Raw genomic sequence first — 25,344 nt, 5'->3', positions numbered from 1 at the left:
ATGGCGTTGCATGGATTCCTTCAAAGCTACCGGGGCTATGCGGACACGCACGCTTTGGGCCAAGCCCTGAAGGCACTTCAGGAAGAAGGCCTGGACCAGCTGCCGTTACCCGGCAGTGGCCAGACGCTGGAGCGATTCAGTCGTCTGGCCCAGGTGGCGGGCCACGATCTGCGCCTGTGCAAATTGTTCGAAGGCCACACCGACGCCCTGGCGATCATCGCCGAACTCGACAGCCCCCTGCCGCCTTTGGGCAGCTTGTGGGGCATGTGGGCGGCCGAACCGCCGACAGCCAAGGTGCGCGTGCACCGTGATGGCCATCGGTTGATCGTCGAGGGGCGCAAGGCCTGGTGTTCCGGGGCGGCGGTGGTCAGTCATGGCTTGCTGACCGCCTGGGACGACGAAGACCGTCAGCAATTGGTTGCCGTGGACATGGGTCAGCCCGGCATTACCGTCACCAATGAAGGCTGGAACGCCGTGGGCATGGCCGCCACTGGCAGCGTCGAGATTGTGTTCGACGGGGCCAAGGGTATTGCCGTCGGCGGGCCGGGTGATTACCTGTCCCGCCCTGGCTTCTGGCAAGGCGGGATTGGCATTGCCGCCTGCTGGTACGGCGGCGCGCAACGCCTGGCCGAAGTGTTGCGCGAGCAATGCAGCAAGCGCCCCGAGCCCCATGCCCTCGCCCACCTGGGCGCGGTGGACAGCGTGCTCAACAGTGCGGCCTGTGTGTTGCGTGACAGTGCAGAACAGGTTGACCGCGCTCCACGGGCGGATGCACGGCTGCTGGCGCAGCAGGTGCGCGCGTGCATCGAAGATACCGTCGAGCAGGTCATCCACCATGTGGGCCGTGCGGCAGGTGCCGGGCCTTATTGCAAGGATCCGCACTTTGCCCAGTTGATGGCCGACCTGCCGGTGTACGTGCGCCAGAGCCATGCGGAACGCGACCTGGCGGCGTTGGGCGAACAGGTGGCCGAGCAGCCCACAGGGAGGTGGCAGTTATGAAACCCAATCCAATCGTAGGCCAGGGCACGCCACTGCATCAGTGGCAAGCCTCGTCGCACATGGCCGAACTGCCGCACATCAGCGTCGAACAGTTAGTACCCGAAGGGCATCGGGCAGTCATTATTGCCCCGCATCCGGACGATGAAGTGCTCGGTTGCGGCGGCCTGCTGCAAGGCCTGGCAGCCATCGGCCGGCCGATTCAGCTGATTTCGGTGACCGATGGCAGCGCCAGCCATCCGGGCTCCCAGCGCTGGCCGGTGGAGCGCCTGAGTGTGGTGCGCCCGCAGGAATCAGCCCAAGCATTGCACCGCCTGGGTTTGCCGTTGCACAGCCTCAAATGGCTGCGCGCAGGGTTCAGCGACAGTCAGGTGGCGGCGCAGGAAGCACAGCTGAGCGCGTTCATTCAACGCTACCTCAAACCCACGGACGTGGTCTTCACCACGTGGCGCGAAGATGGGCATTGCGACCATGAGGCCGTCGGCCGCGCCAGTGCAAAGGCCGCGCATGCGGTCGGCGCGACCCTGTATGAATTGCCGGTATGGACCTGGCACTGGGCAACCCCCGAAGACAGCCAGGTGCCCTGGCACCGCGCGCGCAAAATCCCGCTGACGCCCGAAACGGTGGCGCGTAAGCGGCATGCCATCCACGCGTTTGCCAGCCAGCTGGAGGGCGACCCGCAGATCGGCCTGCCGCCTGTGCTTGCGCCTTATGTGGTGGAACGCCTCCTGCAGCCTTTTGAGGTGGTGTTTGTATGAGCGTGGCCACGCCGTATTTCGACCAACTGTTCGCCGGCAATGACGACCCTTGGGCATTTCGCCAACGCTGGTACGAGCAGCGCAAACGCGCGCTGACCCTGGCGGCACTGACTCGCCCGCGTTATGCGTCGATATTCGAACCCGGTTGCGCCAACGGCGAGCTGAGCGCCGAACTGGCGCCGCGCTGTGACCGCCTGGTGTGTTGTGACACGGCCAGTGCCGCAGTGGCATTGGCAAAAACCCGGCTGCTGGGGTTCCCCCATGCCGAGGTGCAGCAAAGCCGTTTGCCGGAACAGTGGCCGACAGGCTCGTTCGAACTGATCGTGTTGAGCGAGCTGTGTTACTACCTGGATACCGATGATTTGCACCGCCTGGTTGACTGCGCCCTTGGCGCCTTGACCGAAGACGGGCAATTGCTTGCCTGTCACTGGCGCCCCCGCATTGAAGGTTGCCCGCAGACCGCTGAACAGGTGCATGCCCTGCTGCAGCAACGGCTGGGTATGCCGCCGGTGGTGCAGCATCACGAAAGTGATTTCCTGCTCGACCTGTGGAGCCGCGACGGTACCTCGGTCGCAACCCTGGAGGGGCTGCGATGATCGGCGTTCTGATCCCGGTGCATAACGAAGAAGCGTTGCTGGGCGAATGCCTGAAGGCCGCCCTGGTTGCTGCCCGCCATCCGGGGCTGCTCGGCGAAGTGGTTCAGATCCTCACTGTGCTCGACAGCTGCAACGATGGCAGTGCGGCGATCGTGCAAGCCTATGCGGTGCACAGCCTGCACGTGCAGGCGCGCAATGTCGGGCAGGTGCGCGGTGTGGGTGCGCGGCACTTGCTGAATCAAGGTGCACGCTGGATTTCGTGCACGGACGCCGACAGCCGCGTCGCCCCTGACTGGCTGGTGGCGCAATTGGCGCTGGGTGTCGACGCGGTGTGCGGCACCGTGACCGTGGACGCCTGGAGTGAAGGCTTCGACCCCGCGGCGAAAATTCGCTACACCCAGGCTTACCAGGCCCGAGACGGCCATCGCCATGTTCACGGCGCCAATCTGGGCGTGAGTGCTGGCGCCTATGTGCAGGCCGGCGGGTTCGAGCCCCTGGCGTGCCACGAAGATGTGCAACTGGTGCGCAATCTGGAGCGTTGCGGCGCGTCCATCGCCTGGAGTCACAGGCCACAGGTGATTACCAGTGGCCGGCTCAACTGCCGCGCCCAAGGCGGGTTTGGTGACTATTTGAAGAGCCTCATGCAGGCCAGCTGAAAAAATCAACATTTCACGATGTAAAACCCATGAATCCTTGACTATGCTGATAGCGCCTTGCCGGTATTCCAGGGTTGGAGTACCGCGCATCACCGCAGCGGAGTCTGCGGCGAACAAAAAGAGCGTCGTCCCGTCAACGGGGTACGGCCCAGCATCAATCGACAAGGATGTGACACCCATGAAGCCTGCCTCCTTAAGCGAGGGCCGCCGCGGTCCCGCGCAAATCTGGAACAGCGCGCCACAGTTGGCGCAAATTCCCGCTATCCCTCCTTCTTCACTGGTGCCGCCCGGTGCACGCGTGGTGGTGATTGCTCCGCACCCTGGCGATGAAGTGCTGGCGTGTGGAGGGCTGCTGCAACTGTTCAGTACCCTGGAGCACCCACTGCTGCTGATCTCGATCACCGATGGCAGCGCCAGCCATCCGGGGTCTCACGCATGGCCGGCGAGCCGCCTGAGTGTGATCCGCCCCCAGGAAAGCGCCGAGGCGCTGCGCCGGTTGGGCATGCCGCTGCACAGCTTGAAGTGGATTCGCGGCGGTTTTCGTGACGACGCCCTGGCAAGCAGTGAACAGCCGATGAGCCAGTTCATTGCACGTTACCTGCAGCCGGGCGACGTGGTGTTCACCACGTGGCGCAACGACGGCAATGACGATCACGACGCCGTCGGCCGTGCCAGCGCCACGGCCTGCAGCCTGATCGGCGCGCGGCTTTATGAACTGCCCATCTGGGCCTGGCACAGTCCGGCGCGTGAAGCGGCGATGATGCCTTGGCAGCGAGCACATAAGGTGCGTCTGGACAGCTGGAGCGTCGCACGCAAACTTCACGCCGCTCATGCCTACGCCAGCCAATTGGTCGGCGACCCGGCCATCGGGCTCGCGCCGATGCTCGCCCAGGAACTGCTGGAGCGCATGCGCGAGCCGTATGAGATCGTGTTCGCATAGCGCGGGCGGTTATGTATCGCAGTGTGTCAAGCAGGCGTGGCGATACACAACGTTTAACCCGAGACCGTTCCTGAAACATGCGCGATACAGCGCAGCGGTCAACTGAGTGTCAGGCACCCATCAGCCGCAGGAGGCTCGCCTTGCACACTCTGTTGACCCGTCGCTCCAAACACCGTCCGCTTTTTCTGGCATTGGCCTTGTTGCCATTCGGCGCCCTGGGCGTGGAGCACGCTGAAATGCCCGAGCCGCCAACGCCGGCCAGCCATGACCAGTCCACCTTCGGCGCGCTCAAGCACGTCAAGGCCGGGGTGCTCGATGTGGCCTACGCCGACATTGGCCCGGCCAACGGCCAGGTGGTGATCCTGCTGCACGGCTGGCCCTACGACATCGACAGTTACGCCAACGTCGCGCCGTGGCTGGCAGCCAAAGGCTACCGCGTGTTGATCCCGTATGCCCGCGGCTATGGCGCCACGCGTTTCGTGTCGGATAAAACCCTGCGCAACGGTGAACCGGCGGCGTTGGCGCAGGACGTAATCGACTTCATGGACGCGCTGAAGATCAAGCAGGCGGTACTCGGTGGGTACGACTGGGGCGCGCGCTCGGCGGATATCGTCTCGGCGCTGTGGCCGGAGCGGGTCAAGGCATTGGTGTCTGTCAGCGGCTACCTGATCGGCAACCAGGCTGCCGGCCAGCAACCGCTGCCGCCCAAGGCGGAATTGCAGTGGTGGTACCAGTTCTACTTCGCCACCGAGCGCGGCGCCGCCGGCTACCAGAAGAACACCCACGAATTTGCCAGGCTGATCTGGCAAACCGCTTCGCCGAAGTGGGCCTTTGACGAGGCCACGTTCGCACGCAGCGCCAAAGGCCTGGATAACCCTGATCACGTCGCTATTACCGTTTTCAACTACCGTTGGCGCCTGGGTTTGGTGCAAGGCGAGGCGCAATACGACGCGCTGGAACAGCGACTGGCCCAGTCGCCCACCATCGGCGTGCCGACCATCACCCTCGAAGGCGACGCCAACGGCGCACCGCACCCGCAACCCGAGGACTACGCCAAGCGCTTCACCGGCAAGTATGAATTTCGCCTGATCAACGGGGGAATCGGCCACAACTTGCCGCAGGAAGCACCGGCAGCGTTCGCCAAGGCCGTGTTCGACGCCGATCACCTGTGACCTTATCGCGACGACGTGGCGCGGGTACCGACCTTGGGCGGGGCGTGTTTTTTGCTGCTCAGCGCGCGGCTGTAGGGGAAAGGCACTCTCTGGCTTGAACAGTGTTGCCAATTGAACACGGTGGTCCGAATGGACTCGGGCCACCGTGTGTTGATCAGGCCGGCACGCCGAGAATGATGTGCGAGGCCTTGATCACCGCTGTCGCGCTGACGCCTGGCGCCAAACCCAACTCCCCACTGCGTCGCGGGTGACGATGGCGTAAACCTTCGAACCACCGGCCAATTCGAGCACCACTTCGGCGTTCACCGCACCGTCGTTGACGCTCAGTGCCGTGCCTTCCAGGCAGTTGCGCGCCAGTCATCAACATGACCCACGGCGCCTTGATCAGTGCCACGGCAACAACTCCAGTGTCCCGTCTGCCGGCGTTGTGCACCTGTATTGGCTACCTGTTGTCGCCCGAGCTGGCGATAAGCCTGAATCGACAATGTGAAAAATTTGTTAAGCATTTAACGTCAAAGGCTTTTTTGCTCGGATCCAATCTGACACACTGATGCGAATAATTATCATCATCTTTGTTATTCGCTAGGGACGGCGCTTTCGGGAGAGTCGGTTTCATGTCTGTGCAACAACACGGCAGTAAAGGTTTTTCACCCAATTTGATCGCGATGGCCATCTGTATTGCCAGCTCACAAGCGGCCTTCGCCGCCGACACGCAGCAGGCAGCCGACGTCGTCGAGTTGGGCGCGACGCAGATCAACACCGAGCAACAACTCGGTGCGACCACCGAAGGCAGCCCGTCCTACACCACCGGCTCGATGGCCACGGCAACCAAACTTCCACTGACGATGCGCGAAACCCCACAGGCCGTCACCGTCATCACGCGACAGCGTATGGATGACCAGGCGATGACCAGCATCAACGATGTGGTCAAGGCCACGCCCGGGTTGTTCCTGAATTTCTCCAGCGGCCCTGGCCGGCAGTCGTACACCTCGCGCGGTTTCGACATCGACAACCTGATGTATGACGGCATTCCCAGCGGCTACAACGGGGTCTCGATCGGCGCCCAGCCGAACCTGGCCATGTTCGACCGCGTCGAGGTAGTGCGCGGCGCAACAGGTCTGGTCACCGGTGCCGGCAACCCTTCAGCCGCCATCAACCTGATCCGCAAGCGACCGCTGGACGAGCAGAAAGTCACCCTCACCGGCGCCGCCGGCAGCTGGGACAATTACCGTGGCGAGCTGGACGCCTCCAGCCCGCTCAACGACAGCGGCACATTGCGCGGCCGGGTGGTCACCTCTTACGGTGATGCGAACAGTTTCATCGATAAAGTCCAGGAAGATCACGGCCTGTTCTACGCCGTCACCGAAGCGGATTTGAGCGAAGACACCACCCTGACCCTGGGTTTCTCCAACCAGAAGGACAAGACCAACTACTTCTGGGGATCGGCGATGGTCGGTCAGGACGGCCATCATCTGGACCTGCCGCGCTCCTACAACCCCGGCACTCGCTGGGAGAACAAGGACCAGGAAATCAACACGGTGTTCGCCGAGCTGCGTCAGCGCCTGGCCAACGACTGGAGCCTTCAAGTCAACGCCAACTACGCCGAACAGAACGCGTTGTTTTCAGGCTCCTACCAGTCGCGCTGGGTCAACAACACCCCAGCCCGCACGGTCTACCAGGCGGCCTACGATGAAAACCAGGCCGGCATCGACGCCTTTGCCAGCGGCCCTTTCCAGGCGTTCGGGCGTACCCATGAACTGGTGGTGGGCGCCAGCAAGCGCATCTACGACCTGACCACCCACAGCTACAGCCCGTACGACACCAACTGGCCACTCACCGCCGGCAAGCCGGACTTTGTTCACACCGACAACCAGCGCGAAGTCACCACTCAGGATGGCGTCTACGTCACCACGCGCCTGAGCCTGGCCGACCCGTTGAAGCTGATCCTCGGCGGACGCCTTGACTGGTATGACTACGACAACCGTGACGGCGACGGTGATTATCATGTCACCCGCAACCTCACCCGCTACGCAGGTTTGATCTATGAGCTGGACGACCATCACTCGGTCTACGTCAGCTACAGCGACATCTTCACGCCGCAAAGTGAAAAGGACACGTCCGGTAAGCCGGTCAAGCCGATTGTCGGCAAGAACTATGAGGTCGGCATCAAGGGCGAATACCTGGGCGGCGCGCTGAATGCGAGCCTGGCGCTGTTCCGCGTCGACCAGGAAAACCGGGCGGTGCAAGTGTTCGTGCCGAACTGCCCGCAGGCCTCCTGCAACGAAGCCTCCGGCGAAATTCGCAGCGAGGGTATCGACGTCGAACTGCAAGGCGCGTTAACCGAGAATTGGCAGGTTGGCGGTGGCTACACCTACGCCCGTACGCACACCATCAAGGACGAGGCCAACCCGCAGAAGGTCAACAAGCAGTACGACACCGACACGCCAGAACAGCTGTTCAAACTGACCACGCGCTACAACCTTCAGGGCCCGCTGGAAAAATTCCGCGTGGGCGGCAACGTCTCCTGGCAGAGCCGCATGTACAACGACCTTGCCCTCGCGGACGGCAGTAAATACCGGCTCAAACAGGGCAGCTATGCGGTCACCGACCTGATGGCCGGCTACCAGGTCAACCAGCACCTGGACCTGCAGCTCAACGCCAACAACATCTTCGACCGTCGCTACTACTCGACCATCGCCAACTCGGTGAGCTACGGCGGTGATGCGTACGGCAACCCACGCAACATGATGCTGACCGCCAAGTACACCTTCTGATCGTCATCGCAGCCTCGGCTATCCGTTCGGGTAGCCGTTCTTAAAGTCCCGTTCAAGGATGCCGATAACGTTCTGGCATCCCTGAATCAAAAAGCACACGAATACCTGCTTCACTCCACCGGCGGCCCGTCGTGGCACGCCGCATGCTTGCCTATTACCCGCCGAACACATGGAGTAAGAGTGAATGCCCACCCGCCCGCGTTTTCTAGAGCACTACCGCAAGGCCGATCGCATCATGCTGGCGTTGGTCTGGCTGATGTTTCTGTTCTCACTCGGGCTGGCGTTCTGGCACGACACCTGGCTTCAGGCATTGACCGTGGGCGCAGGCACCAGTGTGGTGCTGACGGTGCTCTATCGCGCTTTCGGCGGAACACGTTTGATGCGCTGCCTGCTGGGCGCCGGCTTGATGGTAATGGCCGCCCTGCACATCAACCAGGCGCAAGGCGTGATCGAATCACACTTCGGCATTTTCGCGTTGCTGGCGGTGCTGACGTTCTACCGCGACTGGCTGCCGATCCTGGTCGCGGCGGCAACGATCGCCGTGCATCACGTGGTCTTCCATGCCTTGCAACATCAAGGCTTCCCGGTGTTTGTGATGGAACACCACGGCGGCTGGAGCATGGTGTTCGTCCACGCGTTTTACGTGGTGATGGAGACCGTCGCCCTGCTCTACCTGGCCATTCACAGCCAGCGTGAGGCGGTCGAAAGCCAGGAAATGCTCGAGAAAATGCTCGCCGTGACCACCCAGCTGACCGTCGAAACCGCCCAGGGTGAAGGCAAAGTGCACGTTTCCCTGGCCAAGCGCTTCGACCACTTCCTGCAGCAAATCACCCACCTGATCGACGGCGTTACCCGCGACTCCCAGGGCCTTGGCCAACTCGGCCAGGAACTGGCCAGTGCCAGCGGCACCCTGGAAAAAGGCGCACGCCATCAGTTGGCAGAAATCACCCAGATGACCGGCTCGATGCAGCGCATGGAAGACGCCATGGGCCACATCACCGTGCACGTTGAACAGGCTGTCGAGCACGCCGGCCAAGCCAGCCAACAAATCGTGCGCGGCCAGGAAAGCGTCGGCCGCGCCCAGCATGAAATCAGCCAACTGGCTTCACGCATTCACGGCACCCACTCCACCGTGCAAGACCTCGCGGCGCAAGCCGAGCAGATCGGCTCGGTGCTCGAAGTGATCAGCAGCATCGCCAACCAGACCAACCTGCTCGCGCTCAACGCCGCCATCGAAGCCGCGCGCGCTGGCGAGCAAGGCCGAGGGTTTGCCGTGGTCGCCGATGAAGTACGCAGCCTGGCCCAGCGCACGGCGGTGTCCACCCAGGAAATCAAACAGATCATCGAAGGCTTGCAACACGGCAGCCGTCAGGCCGTCGAGGCAATGCATGACAGCCAGCAGGGCGTAGAGCGTTGCGTACAAGACAGCCAGTTGGCGGTACAGATGCTGCAAGCAGTAGGCGCCGATATCGCGCGCATCGACGCACTGAATGGGCGGATTGTGAGCACCACGCGCGAGCAGTCCACGGCCAACCTGGAGATTGTCGGGCGCTTGCAAGCGGTGCAGAGCATTGCGCAAAGCACCGCGGATGATGTGGAGACGCTGGCCCGCAGCAGTGAACGGTTACCGCCGATTGCGGTACGCCTGGATGCCTTGGGGCGCAGGTTTCATCAATGAAGTCATGAGTCTCGGGACAATGAGGAGGTGATCTGAGCAATCGCCCCCTGATCCGCCTCGTGCAGCGTGCGGTACTGATTGACGACTTCGGTTTCTTCCACCGTGAGGTCATCCGCGCTCATGTGCGAACGCTCCCCGCTCAGCACGTACAGCACATCGACCCCTCTGCGACGGATCGCCATCAGATAGTCCGATTTGGGCAGCCTCTCGCCCCTTTCATAGTGGCCCTGTGCGTTTTCGGCCACACCCCCTATCACACCAAAATCGTGCTGGGAGAGTAAAAGCCTTTTGCGCTCTTCCTTTAAGCGCCCGCCTAAACTGCTGTCCATGTTGAATGCCTGCCATGAGGGTATAAACCACCATACGCCTATACACCTCAAAGAAGGTCACTCATTTGAGTTGACCTTTCAGGGCATAGTCCGGCAGGTCAGTGAGGTGACGCCCACCGCGGCGCACATTTGGGCACGCCTTGCGCTGGAGCCACGTAGGGCCGCATCAGGGTTTCATAGGCGGCGAACGCTTGGGGGTGATCTACATGGCGCCCCAGCTCGCCGGCCAACACATACGCCCCTCACAGGCCCAGGCTGGTGCCCATGCCACTGATGGGCGAGGCGCAATAGGCTGCGTCGCCAGCACGGCGTTCAACCCAGTGAGCATTGGCGCAATGTGCTGATATACCAGGGCCACCGAGGCGGGAACCGGACACACCATCAAGCTGGCGCTCACGAATCACATGGCCGGCACGCTCCAGGCGGTCGATGACCTGGGTGATGCCTGCGGTCGTCACCGACAGGCGCGAGGCAAGCTCGGTCGGTGGCGACGGGCCGTCCGTGATCAAGTGCTCCAGCGCCGCCATGTCGGTCTGGTTGATGGACAAGGCATCGGCAAGATGGCTGGCGGCTTTGCGGGTCAGGATGGCGATCTGTTGCAGCTGCTGCGCGACGGCATCGCTGGCGATCTGCAGGCCGCGTGGGTCGTGGTCTGGGGCGGGGACAGATGCGGGTGGCTTCATGCGTTTGGGTGCTCTGGATCGTGAGGTGGCGACCACGCCAACATATAGCTAACTTGCTTAGCTATATGTTGGCGTGTCGAATGGACACGGTCAGGCAGGCGAAATCCCTCACGTTTTACTAGCCTGAGTCCAGGCGAGAACCTCTCGCTTACCGTGGGCACCAAAGGGAGCTTGCAGCATGACCAACGGCACAAAAACCAATGGGCCGGCGTCGTACTTCCCCGCCATCGAAAAAAAGTATGGGCAGCCCATCAGCCATTGGCTGGAGCTGCTCAAAACCGTCAATGCCCAGAAGCACATGGAAAGGGTCGCCTGGCTTAAAAACCGAGCACCGCATGGGCCATGGCCACGCCAATGCGCTGGTGGCGTATTACGCGGCGATGGAAAAAAGCGACTGAGCCGCCGTCCTACCCTTCAAGGCTGCGCTTGAGTCGCTTCAGGTCACGGTTGACGATCAGCTTGTGCACCTGACCGACCGGCACCATATAAAAGCGGCCAAAGGCGTTATGAGTGACCACTGATGAGGTGATCGTGAACATACGATCGCTGATCGACAGGCAGATCATCACATCCAGATGCCGGTCGCGCTCGGTCAGTACCAGCACGTTGGGAGCGCTGTGCTCCACCAAAAAGAAGTCCAGCCGCTCGCCGACCTGCACATGCTCTCGCCGCGTGCCGGAAAACCCGCCAATACGTTTCACCCCAAACAACGCGCAAATGGCATCCCTGATCCGAAACGCCATGTGCAGGAATGGCCCCGGTTCGGCCGTCATGATGTTCCAGGCTTCAAGCGCGGTGACATCTACCGGTAGCAGGATCGACCTGCGATCGTAATAATCCAGGTCGCCCGGCAGGCGCAGCGTGTGAACAACATCGGTGGTCGCCAAACATTCTCTCCTTGAAAGGTGGGCACTGTTGAATGCCCTCAGCCGCAAGCATTACCGCTATTCGTCGAGAAAATTGACGCACCAGGCTGTGGCTTAAAAGGCAGGGCGCTGCCTGCCGGGCAGAGGTTATTTTGCGCGTCAGTTCAAGTAAAGCGCGAAATGACCTTGAAGAAGGTGAGCGCAAGAATGAGCGACTGTCGCCTTCCTGAGCTGGCAGCACCTGCCGGATGTTGGCTGGATAACGTTGTCTTTTACACCACTTCCACCAACTCGAACTCTTCTGCCACAAGCTCCATCGCCTCGTCGAACGAGCCCTCCCGTTGAAAAAAATCTTTATGGCCCTGCGCCCAGTACCTGAGGCTGAGATCCCCTTCGCCTTCCTTTCTTGCAAACGCTTCATTCACGTCGCAGTAACGAATGATACGCAGCGAAACAAGCCTAATGACACATACCGGCTCGCCCCGACTGTTGAGGATGATGCTGTAACCGCCAATCGCTGACGATTCATCTTGATGGTTGAATGATGAAAGTGAGCAACATGACGCTGTTTTAATGCCGTTAGCGACAAGTTCAGCCAGCTCATCTGCCATGTCTGGAGTATCCCCAAATGCCCATGCACTGGCTTTCGGGTACCTGATCTTCAAATCGTCAATCATGCGCATCACTCAATCCGTTTAAACCTTATCGTTGACTGCAGCGTCAGCACCCATTCGCGAATGATTAGCCCGGCACCTTCAATCGAGTTGACCGCCGCCGGTAATGGCGCGACCCACTCAGCAGGCCTCGCCATACCTGACGGTTCTAATTTCCGTGATAGACCGGCAACCGCCCTTGAGCCTCCGCGTTGCGCCCCTCCTGGAAGTCATTTGACTTATACAGCGTTGAGCGTTGCGCATCTAATGCGGACAGGGCGTCGGCTTGCACCGGGTCGATGACGCGATGCGCAGAAGCCAGCGATGCCTTGATCCCCAAAGGGCCATTGGCGGCGATCCTGTTTGCCAACTTGATCGCTTTGTCGAGGGCTGACTGCCGATCGGGGATCTCCTGCACAGTACCCATGCGATAGGCTTCACGGGCGGTCCAATGATCGCCTGTCAGCATGTAGCGCATGGCGTTGGCCCAGCCGGCTTCGCGCACGAATCGTACTGTCGATCCGCCGCCCGGGAAACGACCATGCGTGTTTTCATCCTGCCCGAAGTTAGTGTTGTTCGCCGCAACCCGTATGTCGGCGACAAGAAACAGCTCATGCGCCATGTTCCACGTGTCGCCGTGGACCGCCACGATCAGAGGTTTGGTGAGATAGGGCATTTTCTTGCCGAGCGGGTCGATCAGCCCGGCACCGAGCGTCGGTCCGCCCGAGCTGGCAACGGCCTTGAAGCCCTCAACGTCAAGGCCCTGCGAGAAGTTGTCACCGTGGCCGAACAACACAGCGGCGCGCAGTGAAGGGTCATGGTCGTAGTCGTAATACGCCTTGGCGAGGGCCAGGTATGCTTGCGGATCAAGCCTGTTCTGAATATAGGGTCGGGAATCAAGCTGAGCTCACGCAACCCTGATGATGCGCAATATGAATTATTCTGACGGGCAGCTTTTGGCCAGAAGCGGACGCTCTTCAGTGTCTACTTAATCAGCGGTGATTCAGGGGCTGGGGGGGTATACATAGTTGATTGCCAAGCTAATCCCCAAGCTCGAATTGCTGAAACCCCACGCGCCTGACGTAAACCCAAAAGTTATCCTTTGGCTCATATTGCTCCATGCAAACACTATGTTCCTGGCACAGTTCATCTTCGTCGATCAGGATGCGATCCCAATCGAAGTCAGGGTTCTTGGAAATGGTATAGCTAGGGTAAGGTTTGTCGAGATCGAAGTGGATCGAATACACGAACAACGGAGATTCCCACGGCATGTGGGTTTCGTACAACCGCATCAGTTCGGGCATCTGTGCTTTACAGTGCTGTTCGGCAAACGTCAGTGCCTGGGGCAAATCATCCCACGTAGCCTTGACCGCGCGTTGCGCAGCGGCGAGCCTGGCGTAAGGTGGCTCGTCATTGTGGTGCTGGACGTAAATCAATCGGCTGCCGAACTGGAATTCGCATTGCCAGACACCCGAGGGAGCACGCCAGTGGCCAAGCATGGATTCGGTCAGTAGATTGATGTCCATATCGGTACCACACAGATGGAAAGGTGCTCAGTTTACCCTCTCAAATATCAGCCTGGGAATGCATAGGCGTTTGGGCTATTTGTCCGACATCCACGGGATCTGACCGGCAGCTTTGGGTCGAAAGCGCCCATTCTGCGGCTGAGAATCAAGCTGGCCAGCAGCAACCCAAAGGCTATCTTGATTTTCACAGCCTTCCTGCCGCAGTTCGTGGTGCCGGGCCAGCCGATCACGCCACAATTTGCGCTGCTGGGCGCGATGTTCCTGGTGCTGGAATGGATCGCCATCAGCGCCTATGCCTAAATGGGCCTGCACATGCGTCGCTGGTTTGCCGAGCCGCGCGGTAAACGAATTTTCAATCGATGCTGCGCGGGGTTGTTGTCGGCAGCGGCAACGGTGCTGTTGATGGCGCGTCGCGCTTGAGGTCGCTGCGAAACAGCGAGTGATGCCATCGCTCGCAAGCGCCGCTACACTGCCCACCTGCACCTCACGAATGGATTCGACATTGCGCCGCTTCGCCCTACCCCTCGCTTTACTGTGCTTTGGCATACTGGCCTATTGCTTGGTCGCCTTGGCGATCAGTCTGTGGCGCAGCCCCCACAGCCCCACACTGTTGATTGGCGCCTTCTACGACGAAGGCATCATCGTCGATAAAAACCCGGCCAAGGCCGCAGAGTGGTATTTGCGCGCGGCGGAAAAAGGCGAGACCTTCGCACAGTTCAAAACCGGCTTTTTTTACTTTTTCGGGCGCGGTGTGGCCGTTGATCACCGCAAGGGCCTGGAGTGGATCACGCTATCAGCCGAGAAAGGCAACTCTGAAGCCCAGTTTTTTTTGGGGGATGCAAACTATGGCGGCGTGGAAATGCCGCGCGATAGCGCTCAAGCCGCGGTGTGGTATCGCAAGGCTGCGCAGCAAGGTCATGCCCGCGCCCAGCAACGGCTTGCCGACGCCTATTTCAGAGGCATTGGCGTTGAGCAAAGCGACCGCAAGGCATTCTTCTGGGCGCGCAAAGCCAGTGCGCGAGGCGATGCTGAGGGCCAAACGCTGTTGGCGACCTTTTATTTCACGGGCGTAGGCACGCCGAAAAACCCTCAGCAAGGCATCCAGCTGCTGACCCAGGCCGCCCACTCAGGCAATAGCGAAGCGTACGAATGGCTCGGGATGGCCAACCTGAATGGCATCGGCACTCCCAAAGACGTACCCGCCGCCATTGGGTGGTATACCCGCGCTGGCGACGCGGGCCGGGCCAAAGCGCAGTACATGCTTGGTTATCTGTACAGCAGCAGCGGTGCAGTGCCGGCAGACTATCCAACGGCGAACCGATGGCTGCTCAAGGCCGCGATACAAGGGTACGCTGTCGCGACGGCGACCCTCGCCATGCATGTGGATATGGGAAAGGGCTTTGAACCTAACAAGCTCAAGGCATGTGGCCTCGTGCGCGTGGCGCTGAATCAAAAGCTGTCCGAGTACGAGGACTATTTACGCGGCCAGCTTGAGCGTGAGGAAAAAGCCTTGTCCGCAGAACAACTGGCCGACGTCGCGGCGCTGGAAGCCCTCTATTCAACCCCGCAAGGGCTTGGGCAATTGCTGGGTGATATAACCAGCGCGCCGTAGGCACACACAAGGGCAAAGTCGATGAGTGCTTTTCAAAAAGGAGAACACGCCATGACCCGAAACCAGCTCGCCGACCTTTACCGAGGGTATATCGACTGCCTCAACCGCCAGGGCTGGGAGCGCCTCGGCAATTTCGTGCACCCGCAGGTGACCTACAACGCCACCCCCGTCGGCCTTGCCGGCTACCGCGCGATGCTGGAGCGGGACTTTCGCGAGATCCCCGACCTGGTGTTCCGCATCCAACTGCTGGTCGCGGATCCGCCCACCGTCGCCAGCCGGTTGAACTTCCACGTCACGCCCAAAGGTGAATTTTTCGGCTTGCCGATCAACGGCAAGACGGTGACCTTCGATGAGAACGTATTCTACGAATTCGTCGACGGGAAGATCGCCCACGTCTGGTCCGTGATCGATAAGGCGGCGATCAAACAACAGCTTTAATGGATGGAGCCGCTTGTGGAGAACCCGCTTTTCACCTTTACCACCCAACCCTACCCACCGCGCCAACGCTTTGAAGTGTGGCGTGAGGAAGTGAATGCGATCTTCGATATCACCATCAGCGAGCCTGAATCCGCCGCCTTCAATTACCGCCTGGCCACCGGTTACCTGGGTTCGTTATTGATGGGCTGCGGTGCCTGGGACGGTGCCGGGGAGCCTGTGCCGTATCGGGTCAAGCGTTCCACACAAATGATTCGCCGTGACAGCCTCGACCACTACTACCTCTGCCTGGGCCTGACTCACACGATTAATGGCACAGCAGGCCGCACCACGCTGGCGGCGGGTAACTCACAGATCTACATGCTGGACCTGGCCCGTGAACTCGATTGCCTGATCACGGCTGGCGATACCGTGATTCTCACCATTCCTCGCGACTTGCTGGCGCAAAGCGTCGGCTACAAAGACGTGCATGGCCAGGTGCTGCAGGGCGGCTTGAGCGAGCTGCTCGCAGACCATATGCGCGCGTTGCAACAGCGCCTGCCGCGCCTGACACCCGATGAAATTCCGCACGCCCAACAGGCGACGCTGGCCATGGTATCGGCAGCTTTGGCGCCGACAGTGGCCAACCTGCAAACCGCCGAGCAAGCGATCGACCACACCCTGTTCAACCGCGCCCGGCGCTTGATTGAACAGCACCTGCGCAGCCCGGAATTGTCCCCGGTTTTCCTGTGCAAACACTTGGGTATTTCGCGGGCGCAACTGTATCGGGTGTTCAGCCAGGAATCCGGCGTGGCGGCGTATATCCAGCAGCGCCGGTTGAACCGCGCGCGGGTGATTATCCAGAGTGATACCGGCGCGCGGCAGCGGGTGTCGGGGCTGGCCTTCCAGTTCGGCTTCAAGAGTGATGCGCACTTCAGCCGCACCTTCAAGCAAGCCTTTGGCTATTCGCCGCGCGAGGCCCGGGAGTTGAGCGCCGCTGCCCAGGCACCGGAGCGCGTGAGCCGCCACACCGGGTTCTCGTTACGCAACATCCTGGGGCAGATGAACGCGGTCTGAGACTCCCAGGCAAGTCATTGAGACGCGCAGACAGGAAGATTTTCTCCGCGTATTTTTCACCGTTTTATGATTGGCCGACGTTCCAGAGCCCTGACTAAACGGAGAAAATCATGGCCCGTCGTACTGTTATCGCAACGCTTGCCACCGCCCTCTTGCTGACGGGTTGCGCCAATGGCGTCAACGGCCTCAGCAGCTTGAACAACCTGTCATTGCCGGGTATTCAGGGCAAAGCCGGGCCGGATATTTCGCTGTTCGACACCACGTATGTCAGGACGCACATCATTTCTGGCAAGACCACCTCCCAACAGCTCAAAGCCCTGTATGGCGAACCGCAGGACCAGTCGATTTCATCCGACGGCACCGAAACCTGGAACTACGCGCCCTCCACCACCCAGAACGCGTCCATGCGCCACTTGCTCGGGCTGGTCTCCAACCGTATCCCCGGCAATACCTACGACAATGCCCTCGACACCCGGCGCACAGCCATCGACAACCTTGCACCGCAGCAACAGAGCCGCCGCCTGAACATCCACCTCAACAATGGCGTGGTCAGGGACTACAGCATTCTGTAACAGCACCGCCCGGCAGTTCTGCCGGGCGATTGCGCCGCAGTGTCTAGACTCCACAGACCGCCAAGCCTGTGGAGAGCCGACATGACCCGCAAAAATACCCTGTGCCTCTGGTACAACGGCACCGCCCTGGACGCCGCGACGTTCTACGCTTCAGTCTTCCCGGACAGCGTTGTGCAGGCCGTGCACCGTGCGCCCGGCGACTATCCGGCAGGCAAAAAGGGCGACGTGCTGACGGTCGAGTTCACGGTCTTGGGCCTTCCCTGCCTCGGTCTGAATGCGGGGCCTGCGTTCCCTCATACCGAAGCGTTTTCCTTCCAGGTGGCGACGGACGATCAGGCCGAAACCGACCGTTATTGGCACGCAATCATCGACAACGATGGCCAGGCCAGCGCATGCGGCTGGTGCAAGGACAAGTGGGGCCTGTCGTGGCAGATCTCCCCGCGCGTACTGACCGACGCAGTGACTCACCCCGACCCGGTGATCGCCAAGCGCGCATTTGACGCGATGATGACCATGACCAAAATCGATGTGGCCGCCATTGAGGCTGCAGTGGCCGGGCGCTGAATCGTGTAGCAAGTGGGCTTGTCCTCGCGAGCGGGCTTATTGTGGCGAGCGGGCTTGCCCCGCGTTGGAGTGCGAAGCGCTCCCAATTCAACCGCCTCGGTATAACTGACAGATCCCATTTAGCAGGTTCTGGGGCTGCTGCGCAGCCCAACGCGGGGCAAGCCCGCTCGCCACACCGGCCCACGTTCTGGCATCCTGCCCCCAAAGTCGTCGAATGCGAGCTGCAAGCCTATGAACCACGGCGTCAAACTTGACCCTCGCACGATCCCAGTGCCGCAGTCCATCAGCCCTCAAGCGCAGGCCACACTGCAACGCCTGGTCGGGGCTGACGGTGTGCCCCTCAATGCACTGCACGCGATGCCCACGCCCGAGGACCATGACGGCTGGCGCCGTCTGCAGGCCGCCGTGGCCCAGAACTACGCCAGCACCAACGCGGGGCAAGCGGCGTCGCTGCGGGCCAGCCTGCACACCATCAGGGTTGAAAACGCCAGCGTGCATGTCGCCACACCGGCGTCTGCCACGCCCTTTGCCTACATTGACCTGCACGGCGGCGCGCTGGTGTTCGGCGGCGGCGAAAACTGCCGCCTCGCGGCTGGCAGACAAGCCGACCTGCACGACGTGATCTGCTATGGCGTGGACTACCGCATGCCGCCCGATCATCCCTACCCCGCAGCGCTGGATGACTGCCTGGCTGTCTATCGGCACGTTCTCAAGCAACACGTGCCGCAACAGATCGTGATCGGTGGCCGCTCAGCGGGCGGCAACCTTGCGGCCGCCATGGTGTTGCGTGCGCGTGACCAAGGTTTGCCATTGCCAGCCGCGCTGGTGTTGCTGTCGCCGGAAGTCGACCTCACCGAGTCCGGCGACAGCTTCCAGGTCAACCGCACCGTCGACGTGGTGCTGCCCAACCCGCTGATGAACGTCAATCTGTTGTATGCCAACGGTGCGGACTTGTCTCACCCGTACCTGTCACCGCTGTTTGGCGATTTCACCCAGGGTTTCCCGCCGACTTTTCTGCAGAGCGGCACCCGTGATCTGTTCCTGTCCAACACCGTGCGCCTGCACCGCGCCTTGCGCCAGGCGCGGGTAACGGCGCAGCTGCATGTGTTCGAAGCCATGCCCCACGGCGGTTTCATGGGCGCACCGGAAGATGCGGAGCTGGCCGCCGAGGTCGCAGCATTTGTGCGTGAGCAGCTGAAGCGGGGTTGACACATTCCGTCACGTCCGCTGAAGATGGAGGCCTTATTCAGGGTGTGTCAGCGCATGTCTGCATCGTCTTTCGTTAACCTTTGTGCCATTGGCTTGATTGCCAAGGCGCAAGGTTGCGTGGCGCACGCCCTCAAATCGAAGAAACAGTCGCTCATGTGACCGGGGCGCGCTGTCCCGTCAGATGAGCTGACAGGACATTGAGCGCGACGGACCTCCCTTCCTTTGCACAATCCCTCTGCCCTTCTGACGGTGACTCCAGCGGTCAACCATCAGGAGAAAGTGCATGTCATCGTTTCAAGGTATCTGGGTTCCCGTGGTCACGCCGTTTCATGACGGCGCCATCGACTTCATCGGCCTGCGCCGGCTGGTCAGCCACCTGCTGGAAAAGCACGTGGCCGGCATCATGGTCTGCACCACCACCGGAGAAGCCGCGTCACTGAGCCGTCAGGAACAACTGGCCGTGCTGGACGCGGTGCTGCAAGTCGTGCCGGCGCAGCGCGTGGTGATGGGCCTGGCGGGCAACAACCAGCGTGAACTGCTGCAGTTCCAGAGCGAAATCCTCAAACGCCCGGTGGCCGGCTTGCTGGTGCCGGCGCCCACCTATATCCGCCCCTCCCAGGCCGGCCTTGAAGCGTTTTTCCGCACGGTGGCCGACGCCTCCAGTGTGCCGATCATTCTCTATGACATTCCCTACCGCACCGGCGTGACCTTCGAACAGGCCACTTTGCTGAACATCGTCAAACACACGCGAATCGTCGCGATCAAAGACTGCGGCGGCAACCTGGCGACTACCTTGGCGCTGCTCGCCAGCGGCGACGTGGAGGTGTTGTGTGGCGAGGATCTTCAAATCTTCAACGCGCTGTGCCAGGGCGCCAGTGGTGCGATTGCAGCCTCGGCCCATGTGCACACCGAAGACTTCGTGGCGCTGTACCAGCAGGTACGCGACAACCAGCTCACCGAGGCCAGGGCGACTTTCTTCAGGTTAATGCCCCTGATCAACACCCTGTTCATGGAGCCCAACCCCGCGCCAGTAAAGGCTGCGCTGGCGATGCAAGGCTTGATCGCCAGTGAACTGCGCGCACCGATGCAAACCGCCAGCACTGGCGTTATAGAGCGGTTGCAGCAGGTTTTGATGCGCGGCGTTTAAACGTCAACACGCGCTCATGCGCCAAAAAAAGACATCCAACGGACCGCCCGGTTGCGACCGGCGCGATCCCGGCCTATGTTCCAAGCCATGCTTTGCATTTTGCTGTCCCTCCCCTACGCCTCTTCCGTACCAGGTGACGACATGCCCACGCTTTCCCGCCCCGCCGTACTCGAACTGATCGGCAACACGCCGCTGGTCAAGGTCAGCCGATTTGATACCGGCCTGTGCACGCTGTTCCTCAAGCTTGAATGCCAAAACCCCGGTGGTTCCATCAAGGACCGCATCGGCCTGGCAATGATCGACGCTGCCGAACGCGACGGCCGCCTGCGCCCCGGCGGCACCATCATCGAAGCCACCGCCGGCAACACCGGCCTGGGGCTTGCGCTGGTCGGCCGGGCCAAGGGCTACCGCGTGGTGCTGGTGGTGCCCGACAAGATGTCCACCGAAAAAGTCCTGCACTTGAAGGCCATGGGCGCCGAGGTGCATATCACCCGCTCCGACGTCGGCAAGGGCCATCCCGAGTATTACCAGGACGTGGCTGCGCGCCTGGCCAAGGACATTCCCGGGTCATTTTTTGCCGACCAGTTCAACAACCCGGCCAACCCGCTGGCTCACGAAACCAGCACCGCGCCGGAAATCTGGGCGCAAACCCAGCATGACGTGGACGCGATCGTGGTGGGCGTCGGCTCGGCCGGCACCCTCACCGGCCTGACCCGCTTCTTCAAACGCGTACAGCCAGAACTGGCCATGGTGCTGGCGGATCCGGTGGGTTCGGTGATGGCTGAATACAGCCGCAGCGGCAGGATGGAAACGCCGGGGTCGTGGGCCGTGGAAGGCATCGGCGAAGACTTCATCCCCTCGATTGCCGACCTCTCCAGCGTGCGCCACGCCTATTCCATCAGCGATGAAGAAAGCTTCGACCACGCCCGTCAACTGCTCAAGGCCGAAGGTATTCTCGGCGGCTCGTCAACCGGCACCCTGCTCGCTGCTGCGCTGCGTTATTGCCGCGAGCAGACCGAGCCCAAACGCGTGGTCACCTTCGTCTGCGACACGGGCACGCGGTACCTGTCCAAGGTCTACAACGACCAGTGGATGAACGACGCGGGCCTGCTCCAGTACAAACACTACGGCGACCTGCGCGACCTGATCGCCCGCCGCTTCGAAGACGGCCGCGTGATCAGCGTGAGCCCCGACGATACCCTGCTCACAGCCTTCCAGCGCATGCGCCTGGCCGATGTCTCGCAACTGCCGGTGCTGGTCGAAGGCCGCGAACTGGTTGGCGTGATCGACGAGTCCGACATCCTGCTGGGGTTGCACCATGACGCCGCCGACTTCTCCATGATCGTTGCCAGCGCCATGACCGACACTTTGCAAACCCTGGCCCCGAGTGCCAGCCTGGCCGAACTGCAGGCGGAACTTGATCGCGGCCTGGTTGCCATCATTGCTGACGCCTCAGGGTTTTATGGCCTGATCACCCGCGTCGACCTGCTTAATCACCTACGGAGATCCCTTGCATGAGTCAGCCCGATAAAAGCGCCTTTGCCACCCGCGTGATCCACGCCGGGCAATCACCCGACCCGACCACGGGAGCGCTGATGCCGCCGATCTATGCCAACTCCACTTATCTGCAAGACAGCCCCGGTGTGCACAAGGGCTTTGACTATGGTCGTTCCCACAACCCCACGCGCTTTGCCCTGGAACGCTGCGTGGCCGACCTTGAAGGCGGCAGCCAGGCGTTTGCCTTTGCCTCCGGGCTGGCGGCGATTTCCACCGTGCTGGAACTGCTCGATGCGGGTGCGCATATCGTCTCCGGCAACGACCTGTACGGCGGCACCTTCCGCCTGTTCGACAAGGTGCGTCAGCGCAGCGCCGGCCACCGTTTCAGCTTTGTCGACTTGAGCGACTTGCAAGCGTTTGAAGCGTCGTTGCAAGACGACACACGCATGGTCTGGGTCGAGACCCCGAGCAACCCGCTGCTCAGCCTCACTGACCTGAGTGCCATCGCGCGAATCTGCCGCGACCGCGGCATCATCTGCGTGGCCGACAACACCTTTGCCAGCCCATGGATCCAGCGCCCGCTGGAGCTGGGTTTCGACATCGTGGTGCACTCCACCACCAAATACCTCAACGGCCACTCCGACGTGATCGGCGGCATCGCCATTGTCGGCCACAACCCGGAGCTCGCCGAGCGCCTGGGTTTCCTGCAGAACTCGGTCGGCGCGATTGCCGGCCCGTTCGATGCATTCCTGACGCTGCGCGGCGTGAAAACCCTGGCGCTGCGCATGGAGCGCCATTGCAGCAATGCCCTGGAGTTGGCCACCTGGCTGGAACAACAGCCGCAAGTCTCACGGGTTTATTACCCAGGCCTGGCCTCGCATCCCCAGCACGCACTGGCACGCAAGCAGATGCGCGGGTTTGGCGGGATGATTTCGGTGGATTTGAACAGTGACCTGGCCGGCGCCACACGCTTTCTGGAAAACGTGAAGATCTTTGCCTTGGCCGAAAGCCTGGGCGGCGTCGAAAGCCTGATCGAACACCCGGCGATCATGACCCACGCCAGCATCCCGGCAGCAACGCGGGCGCAGCTGGGCATTGGCGATGGTTTGGTGCGCTTGTCGGTGGGCGTTGAGGACGTCGAAGACCTGCGGGCCGACCTGGCGCAGGCATTGGCTCTGATCTGACCCAATCACCCAAATAATAAAGCCCCACCTGTGGGAGCTGGCTTGCCTGCGATAGCATCACCTCGGTACATCTGAAGCACCGAGGTGTCTGCATCGCGGGCAAGCCCGCTCCCACAGGGTTTACGCGTCAGGCTGAGGTGATATTCGCACGCGCCGCGTGCAGCTTTTTGTAGCTGTCGATCAAGCGCAAATGCCGATCCAGCCCTTCCAGCTTCATGCTGGTTGGCGTCAAGCCATAAAAACGCAGCGTGCCGTTGACCGAGCCGATCACCGCGTCCATGCGCTCATTGCCGAACATGCGGCGGAAGTTGGCCTCGTAATCCGCGAGTTCCAGGTCCTCGTCCAAGTGCATCTCCAACACCGCGTTCACCGCCTGATAGAACAGGCCGCGATCAATGGTGTTGTCGTTGTACTGCAGGAACATCTCCACGCACTCTTTCGCCTCCTCATACTGCTGCAAGGCGAGGTAGATCAGCAGCTTCAACTCCAGAATGGTCAGTTGGCCCCACGCGGTGTTGTCGTCGAACTCGATGCCGATCAAGGTGGTGATGTCGGTGTAATCGTCCAGCTCGCTTTCCACCAGGCGCTCAGCCAGTGCTTTGAGCTCGTCATCGCTGAGGCTGTGCAGGTTGAGGATGTCGGCCCGGAAAAACAGCGCCTTGTTGGTGTTGTCCCAGATCAGGTCGTCCACCGGATAAATTTCCGAGTAGTCCGGCACCAGGATGCGGCAGGCGGTTGCGCCGAGGTGTTCGTACACCGCCATGTAGGACTCTTTGCCCATGCCTTCGAGAATGCCGAACAGGGTCGCGGCTTCCTGAGCATTCGAGTCTTCGCCCTGGCCCGAGAAATCCCATTCAACGAACTCGTAGTCCGACTGGGCACTGAAGAAGCGCCACGAGACCACGCCGCTGGAGTCGATAAAGTGCTCGACGAAGTTGTTCGGTTCGGTGACCGCGTGGCCTTCAAAGGTCGGCTGCGGCAGGTCGTTCAAGCCTTCGAAGCTGCGGCCCTGAAGCAATTCGGTGAGGCTGCGTTCCAGCGCCACTTCCAGGCTCGGATGGGCGCCGAACGAGGCAAATACGCCGCCGGTGCGCGGGTTCATCAAGGTCACGCACATCACCGGGAATTCACCGCCCAGTGACGCGTCCTTGACCAGTACCGGGAAACCCTGGGCTTCCAGGCCTTGAATACCGGCAAGAATTCCCGGGTACTTGGCGAGCACTTCAGCCGGTACGTCCGGCAGGGCGAATTCGCCTTCGATGATTTCGCGCTTGACCGCGCGCTCGAAAATCTCCGACAGGCACTGCACCTGCGCTTCGGCCAGGGTATTGCCCGCGCTCATGCCGTTGCTGAGGTAAAGGTTTTCGATCAGGTTGGACGGGAAGTACACCACCTCGCCATCGGACTGACGCACGAACGGCAGCGAAACAATACCGCGCTCTTCATTGCCCGAATTGGTGTCAAACAGGTGCGAGCCACGCAGCTCGCCATCGCGGTTGTAGATTTTCAGGCAGTAGGCGTCGAGAATTTCAGGCGGCAACTCGTCTTTGCGGCCGGGCTGGAACCAGCGCTCATCCGGGTAATGCACGAACGGCGCGTTGGCCAGTTCTTCACCCCAGAACTGGTCGTTGTAGAAAAAGTTGCAGTTAAGCCGCTCGATAAACTCGCCCAACGCCGACGCCAGTGCGCCCTCTTTGGTCGCGCCCTTGCCGTTGGTAAAGCACATCGGCGAGTGGGCGTCGCGGATATGCAGCGACCAGACGTTGGGCACGATATTGCGCCACGAGGCGATTTCAATCTTCATGCCCAGGCCCGCGAGAATGCCGGACATGTTGGCGATGGTCTGCTCCAGCGGCAGGTCTTTGCCAGCAATGTAGGTGCCCGCCTCAGAACTAGCACCAGGCATCAGCAACGCCTGGGCATCGGCGTCGAGGTTGTCCACCTCTTCAATCACGAACTCGGGCCCGGCCTGCACGACTTTCTTCACGGTGCAACGGTCGATGGAGCGCAGGATGCCCTGGCGGTCCTTGTCGGAGATATCCGCCGGCAACTCGACCTGGATCTTGAAGATCTGGTTGTAGCGGTTTTCCGGATCAACGATGTTGTTCTGCGACAGGCGAATATTTTCGGTGGGAATATTGCGCGTTTCGCAGTACAGCTTCACAAAGTACGCCGCACACAACGCCGACGAAGCCAGGAAGTAATCGAACGGACCCGGGGCCGAACCATCGCCTTTATAGCGAATAGGCTGGTCGGCAATCACCGTGAAGTCATCGAACTTGGCTTCAAGCCGAAGGTTGTCGAGAAAGTTGACCTTAATTTCCATGCGGGCACACCAGAACGAGCTAAACAAATTGGCCGCCATTATGAAGATTTTCGCCGGGAAGTCTCAGGGTTTTCCGAATTGGCTGCCGATCGGTGCCTCTTTGCATCGCTGCGTC

Annotated in this window: 24 protein-coding genes and 3 pseudogenes; 19 read left to right on the top strand and 8 right to left on the bottom strand. The window is 61.0% G+C overall.

Going from position 1 to position 25,344, the window contains the following annotated elements; translation table 11 throughout:
- The 6 genes from ACM530_RS24480 (at position 1) to ACM530_RS24455 (ending at position 5,118) form a co-directional block, all read left to right on the top strand.
- The gene (locus ACM530_RS24480) at positions 1 to 999 is read left to right on the top strand and encodes an acyl-CoA dehydrogenase family protein (RefSeq protein ID WP_416363389.1); all 999 of its coding nucleotides are present in this window, start codon (positions 1 to 3) and stop codon (positions 997 to 999) included.
- Complete coding sequence (locus ACM530_RS24475) at positions 996 to 1,754, top strand: PIG-L deacetylase family protein (RefSeq protein WP_416363388.1); 759 nt, start codon at positions 996 to 998, stop codon at positions 1,752 to 1,754. The genes ACM530_RS24480 and ACM530_RS24475 overlap by 4 nt, the downstream gene beginning before the upstream one ends.
- Positions 1,751 to 2,350 carry an SAM-dependent methyltransferase gene (locus ACM530_RS24470; RefSeq protein WP_416363387.1) on the top strand — a complete coding sequence of 200 codons (600 nt, stop codon included), beginning with the start codon at positions 1,751 to 1,753 and terminating at the stop codon, positions 2,348 to 2,350. Before ACM530_RS24475 ends, ACM530_RS24470 begins: the two co-directional genes overlap by 4 nt.
- Positions 2,347 to 3,006, top strand: a complete 660-nt coding sequence (locus tag ACM530_RS24465) for a glycosyltransferase (protein WP_416363386.1) — start codon at positions 2,347 to 2,349, stop codon at positions 3,004 to 3,006. The genes ACM530_RS24470 and ACM530_RS24465 overlap by 4 nt, the downstream gene beginning before the upstream one ends.
- A gap of 178 nt (positions 3,007 to 3,184) precedes the next feature.
- Complete coding sequence (locus ACM530_RS24460) at positions 3,185 to 3,946, top strand: PIG-L deacetylase family protein (RefSeq protein WP_416363385.1); 762 nt, start codon at positions 3,185 to 3,187, stop codon at positions 3,944 to 3,946.
- Between the two features lie 140 nt (positions 3,947 to 4,086).
- The gene (locus ACM530_RS24455) at positions 4,087 to 5,118 is read left to right on the top strand and encodes an alpha/beta fold hydrolase (RefSeq protein ID WP_416363384.1); all 1,032 of its coding nucleotides are present in this window, start codon (positions 4,087 to 4,089) and stop codon (positions 5,116 to 5,118) included.
- 154 nt (positions 5,119 to 5,272) lie between these two features.
- On the opposite strand, the pseudogene ACM530_RS24450 reads toward ACM530_RS24455, so the two are convergent.
- Positions 5,273 to 5,524 (bottom strand): annotated as a pseudogene (locus ACM530_RS24450) (TOBE domain-containing protein); the annotation flags it as partial.
- Positions 5,525 to 5,732: 208 nt separating this feature from the next.
- Here ACM530_RS24450 and ACM530_RS24445 point away from each other — a divergent pair.
- A complete protein-coding gene (locus tag ACM530_RS24445; RefSeq protein ID WP_416363383.1) occupies positions 5,733 to 7,892 on the top strand; it encodes a TonB-dependent siderophore receptor in 2,160 nt (719 codons plus the stop codon).
- 184 nt (positions 7,893 to 8,076) lie between these two features.
- The gene (locus tag ACM530_RS24440; protein WP_145161064.1) at positions 8,077 to 9,570 is read left to right on the top strand and encodes a methyl-accepting chemotaxis protein; all 1,494 of its coding nucleotides are present in this window, start codon (positions 8,077 to 8,079) and stop codon (positions 9,568 to 9,570) included.
- A gap of 2 nt (positions 9,571 to 9,572) precedes the next feature.
- Here ACM530_RS24440 and ACM530_RS24435 read toward each other — a convergent pair whose 3' ends face one another.
- Positions 9,573 to 9,899: a helix-turn-helix domain-containing protein gene (locus ACM530_RS24435; RefSeq protein ID WP_242198143.1), complete on the bottom strand. Its 327-nt coding sequence runs from the start codon at positions 9,897 to 9,899 to the stop codon at positions 9,573 to 9,575.
- A 242-nt stretch (positions 9,900 to 10,141) separates the two neighbouring features.
- The gene (locus ACM530_RS24430; RefSeq protein WP_416363382.1) at positions 10,142 to 10,582 is read right to left on the bottom strand and encodes a MarR family transcriptional regulator; all 441 of its coding nucleotides are present in this window, start codon (positions 10,580 to 10,582) and stop codon (positions 10,142 to 10,144) included.
- A 178-nt stretch (positions 10,583 to 10,760) separates the two neighbouring features.
- Here ACM530_RS24430 and ACM530_RS24425 point away from each other — a divergent pair.
- A pseudogene (locus ACM530_RS24425) lies at positions 10,761 to 10,980 on the top strand (DUF4287 domain-containing protein).
- A 9-nt stretch (positions 10,981 to 10,989) separates the two neighbouring features.
- Here the strand turns inward: ACM530_RS24425 and ACM530_RS24420 are convergent.
- The 4 genes from ACM530_RS24420 to ACM530_RS24405 form a co-directional block, all read right to left on the bottom strand.
- A complete protein-coding gene (locus ACM530_RS24420; protein ID WP_416363381.1) occupies positions 10,990 to 11,469 on the bottom strand; it encodes a DUF2867 domain-containing protein in 480 nt (159 codons plus the stop codon).
- A gap of 251 nt (positions 11,470 to 11,720) precedes the next feature.
- A complete protein-coding gene (locus ACM530_RS24415) occupies positions 11,721 to 12,131 on the bottom strand; it encodes an ASCH domain-containing protein (RefSeq protein ID WP_416363380.1) in 411 nt (136 codons plus the stop codon).
- A gap of 139 nt (positions 12,132 to 12,270) precedes the next feature.
- Entirely contained in the window at positions 12,271 to 12,984 is a 714-nt protein-coding gene (locus ACM530_RS24410; RefSeq protein ID WP_416365119.1) for an enoyl-CoA hydratase-related protein, read from the bottom strand.
- A 157-nt stretch (positions 12,985 to 13,141) separates the two neighbouring features.
- Positions 13,142 to 13,627 (bottom strand): hypothetical protein, encoded by a 486-nt coding sequence (locus tag ACM530_RS24405; RefSeq protein ID WP_017475282.1) that lies wholly within the window; start codon positions 13,625 to 13,627, stop codon positions 13,142 to 13,144.
- A 153-nt stretch (positions 13,628 to 13,780) separates the two neighbouring features.
- Between ACM530_RS24405 and ACM530_RS24400 the strand changes: the two are divergent.
- The 10 genes and pseudogenes from ACM530_RS24400 to ACM530_RS24355 form a co-directional block, all read left to right on the top strand.
- Positions 13,781 to 14,047, top strand: a pseudogene (locus ACM530_RS24400) (LysE family translocator); the annotation flags it as partial.
- Positions 14,048 to 14,129: 82 nt separating this feature from the next.
- Positions 14,130 to 15,239 (top strand): SEL1-like repeat protein, encoded by a 1,110-nt coding sequence (locus ACM530_RS24395; protein ID WP_416363379.1) that lies wholly within the window; start codon positions 14,130 to 14,132, stop codon positions 15,237 to 15,239.
- Between the two features lie 51 nt (positions 15,240 to 15,290).
- Positions 15,291 to 15,677: an ester cyclase gene (locus ACM530_RS24390; RefSeq protein ID WP_416363378.1), complete on the top strand. Its 387-nt coding sequence runs from the start codon at positions 15,291 to 15,293 to the stop codon at positions 15,675 to 15,677.
- Between the two features lie 15 nt (positions 15,678 to 15,692).
- Positions 15,693 to 16,730 (top strand): helix-turn-helix domain-containing protein, encoded by a 1,038-nt coding sequence (locus ACM530_RS24385; RefSeq protein WP_416363377.1) that lies wholly within the window; start codon positions 15,693 to 15,695, stop codon positions 16,728 to 16,730.
- Between the two features lie 110 nt (positions 16,731 to 16,840).
- Positions 16,841 to 17,302, top strand: a complete 462-nt coding sequence (locus ACM530_RS24380; RefSeq protein WP_106579039.1) for a hypothetical protein — start codon at positions 16,841 to 16,843, stop codon at positions 17,300 to 17,302.
- Positions 17,303 to 17,383: 81 nt separating this feature from the next.
- Positions 17,384 to 17,866 carry a VOC family protein gene (locus ACM530_RS24375; protein ID WP_145161080.1) on the top strand — a complete coding sequence of 161 codons (483 nt, stop codon included), beginning with the start codon at positions 17,384 to 17,386 and terminating at the stop codon, positions 17,864 to 17,866.
- Positions 17,867 to 18,097: 231 nt separating this feature from the next.
- Positions 18,098 to 19,075, top strand: coding sequence for an alpha/beta hydrolase (locus ACM530_RS24370; protein WP_145161082.1), 978 nt, complete (start codon positions 18,098 to 18,100; stop codon positions 19,073 to 19,075).
- Positions 19,076 to 19,358: 283 nt separating this feature from the next.
- The gene (gene dapA / locus ACM530_RS24365; protein WP_416363376.1) at positions 19,359 to 20,222 is read left to right on the top strand and encodes a 4-hydroxy-tetrahydrodipicolinate synthase; all 864 of its coding nucleotides are present in this window, start codon (positions 19,359 to 19,361) and stop codon (positions 20,220 to 20,222) included.
- A 141-nt stretch (positions 20,223 to 20,363) separates the two neighbouring features.
- Complete coding sequence (locus ACM530_RS24360) at positions 20,364 to 21,740, top strand: pyridoxal-phosphate dependent enzyme (RefSeq protein WP_119740089.1); 1,377 nt, start codon at positions 20,364 to 20,366, stop codon at positions 21,738 to 21,740.
- Complete coding sequence (locus ACM530_RS24355) at positions 21,737 to 22,903, top strand: cystathionine gamma-synthase (protein WP_145161086.1); 1,167 nt, start codon at positions 21,737 to 21,739, stop codon at positions 22,901 to 22,903. The genes ACM530_RS24360 and ACM530_RS24355 overlap by 4 nt, the downstream gene beginning before the upstream one ends.
- A gap of 127 nt (positions 22,904 to 23,030) precedes the next feature.
- On the opposite strand, the gene ACM530_RS24350 is transcribed toward ACM530_RS24355, so the two are convergent.
- Positions 23,031 to 25,229: an OsmC domain/YcaO domain-containing protein gene (locus ACM530_RS24350; RefSeq protein WP_416363375.1), complete on the bottom strand. Its 2,199-nt coding sequence runs from the start codon at positions 25,227 to 25,229 to the stop codon at positions 23,031 to 23,033.
- Between the last annotated feature and the right edge of the window lie 115 nt (positions 25,230 to 25,344).

Origin of the sequence: Pseudomonas sp. NFX183 (assembly GCF_047943075.1) — a bacterium.
In the GTDB taxonomy this organism is placed as follows: Bacteria; Pseudomonadota; Gammaproteobacteria; order Pseudomonadales; family Pseudomonadaceae; genus Aquipseudomonas.
This window is presented reverse-complemented; position numbering and strand designations above follow the sequence as displayed.

Coding starts and splice junctions, on each gene's coding strand:
- ACM530_RS24480 (WP_416363389.1), top strand. CDS start 1: ATGGCGTTGCATGGATTCCTTCAAAGCTACCGGGGCTATGCGGACACG.
- ACM530_RS24390 (WP_416363378.1), top strand. CDS start 15,291: ATGACCCGAAACCAGCTCGCCGACCTTTACCGAGGGTATATCGACTGC.
- ACM530_RS24350 (WP_416363375.1), bottom strand. CDS start 25,229: ATGGAAATTAAGGTCAACTTTCTCGACAACCTTCGGCTTGAAGCCAAG.
- ACM530_RS24405 (WP_017475282.1), bottom strand. CDS start 13,627: ATGGACATCAATCTACTGACCGAATCCATGCTTGGCCACTGGCGTGCT.
- ACM530_RS24360 (WP_119740089.1), top strand. CDS start 20,364: ATGCCCACGCTTTCCCGCCCCGCCGTACTCGAACTGATCGGCAACACG.
- ACM530_RS24415 (WP_416363380.1), bottom strand. CDS start 12,131: ATGCGCATGATTGACGATTTGAAGATCAGGTACCCGAAAGCCAGTGCA.
- ACM530_RS24445 (WP_416363383.1), top strand. CDS start 5,733: ATGTCTGTGCAACAACACGGCAGTAAAGGTTTTTCACCCAATTTGATC.
- ACM530_RS24355 (WP_145161086.1), top strand. CDS start 21,737: ATGAGTCAGCCCGATAAAAGCGCCTTTGCCACCCGCGTGATCCACGCC.
- ACM530_RS24435 (WP_242198143.1), bottom strand. CDS start 9,899: ATGGACAGCAGTTTAGGCGGGCGCTTAAAGGAAGAGCGCAAAAGGCTT.
- ACM530_RS24370 (WP_145161082.1), top strand. CDS start 18,098: ATGAACCACGGCGTCAAACTTGACCCTCGCACGATCCCAGTGCCGCAG.
- ACM530_RS24380 (WP_106579039.1), top strand. CDS start 16,841: ATGGCCCGTCGTACTGTTATCGCAACGCTTGCCACCGCCCTCTTGCTG.
- ACM530_RS24440 (WP_145161064.1), top strand. CDS start 8,077: ATGCCCACCCGCCCGCGTTTTCTAGAGCACTACCGCAAGGCCGATCGC.
- ACM530_RS24460 (WP_416363385.1), top strand. CDS start 3,185: ATGAAGCCTGCCTCCTTAAGCGAGGGCCGCCGCGGTCCCGCGCAAATC.
- ACM530_RS24470 (WP_416363387.1), top strand. CDS start 1,751: ATGAGCGTGGCCACGCCGTATTTCGACCAACTGTTCGCCGGCAATGAC.
- ACM530_RS24375 (WP_145161080.1), top strand. CDS start 17,384: ATGACCCGCAAAAATACCCTGTGCCTCTGGTACAACGGCACCGCCCTG.
- dapA (WP_416363376.1), top strand. CDS start 19,359: ATGTCATCGTTTCAAGGTATCTGGGTTCCCGTGGTCACGCCGTTTCAT.
- ACM530_RS24475 (WP_416363388.1), top strand. CDS start 996: ATGAAACCCAATCCAATCGTAGGCCAGGGCACGCCACTGCATCAGTGG.
- ACM530_RS24465 (WP_416363386.1), top strand. CDS start 2,347: ATGATCGGCGTTCTGATCCCGGTGCATAACGAAGAAGCGTTGCTGGGC.
- ACM530_RS24430 (WP_416363382.1), bottom strand. CDS start 10,582: ATGAAGCCACCCGCATCTGTCCCCGCCCCAGACCACGACCCACGCGGC.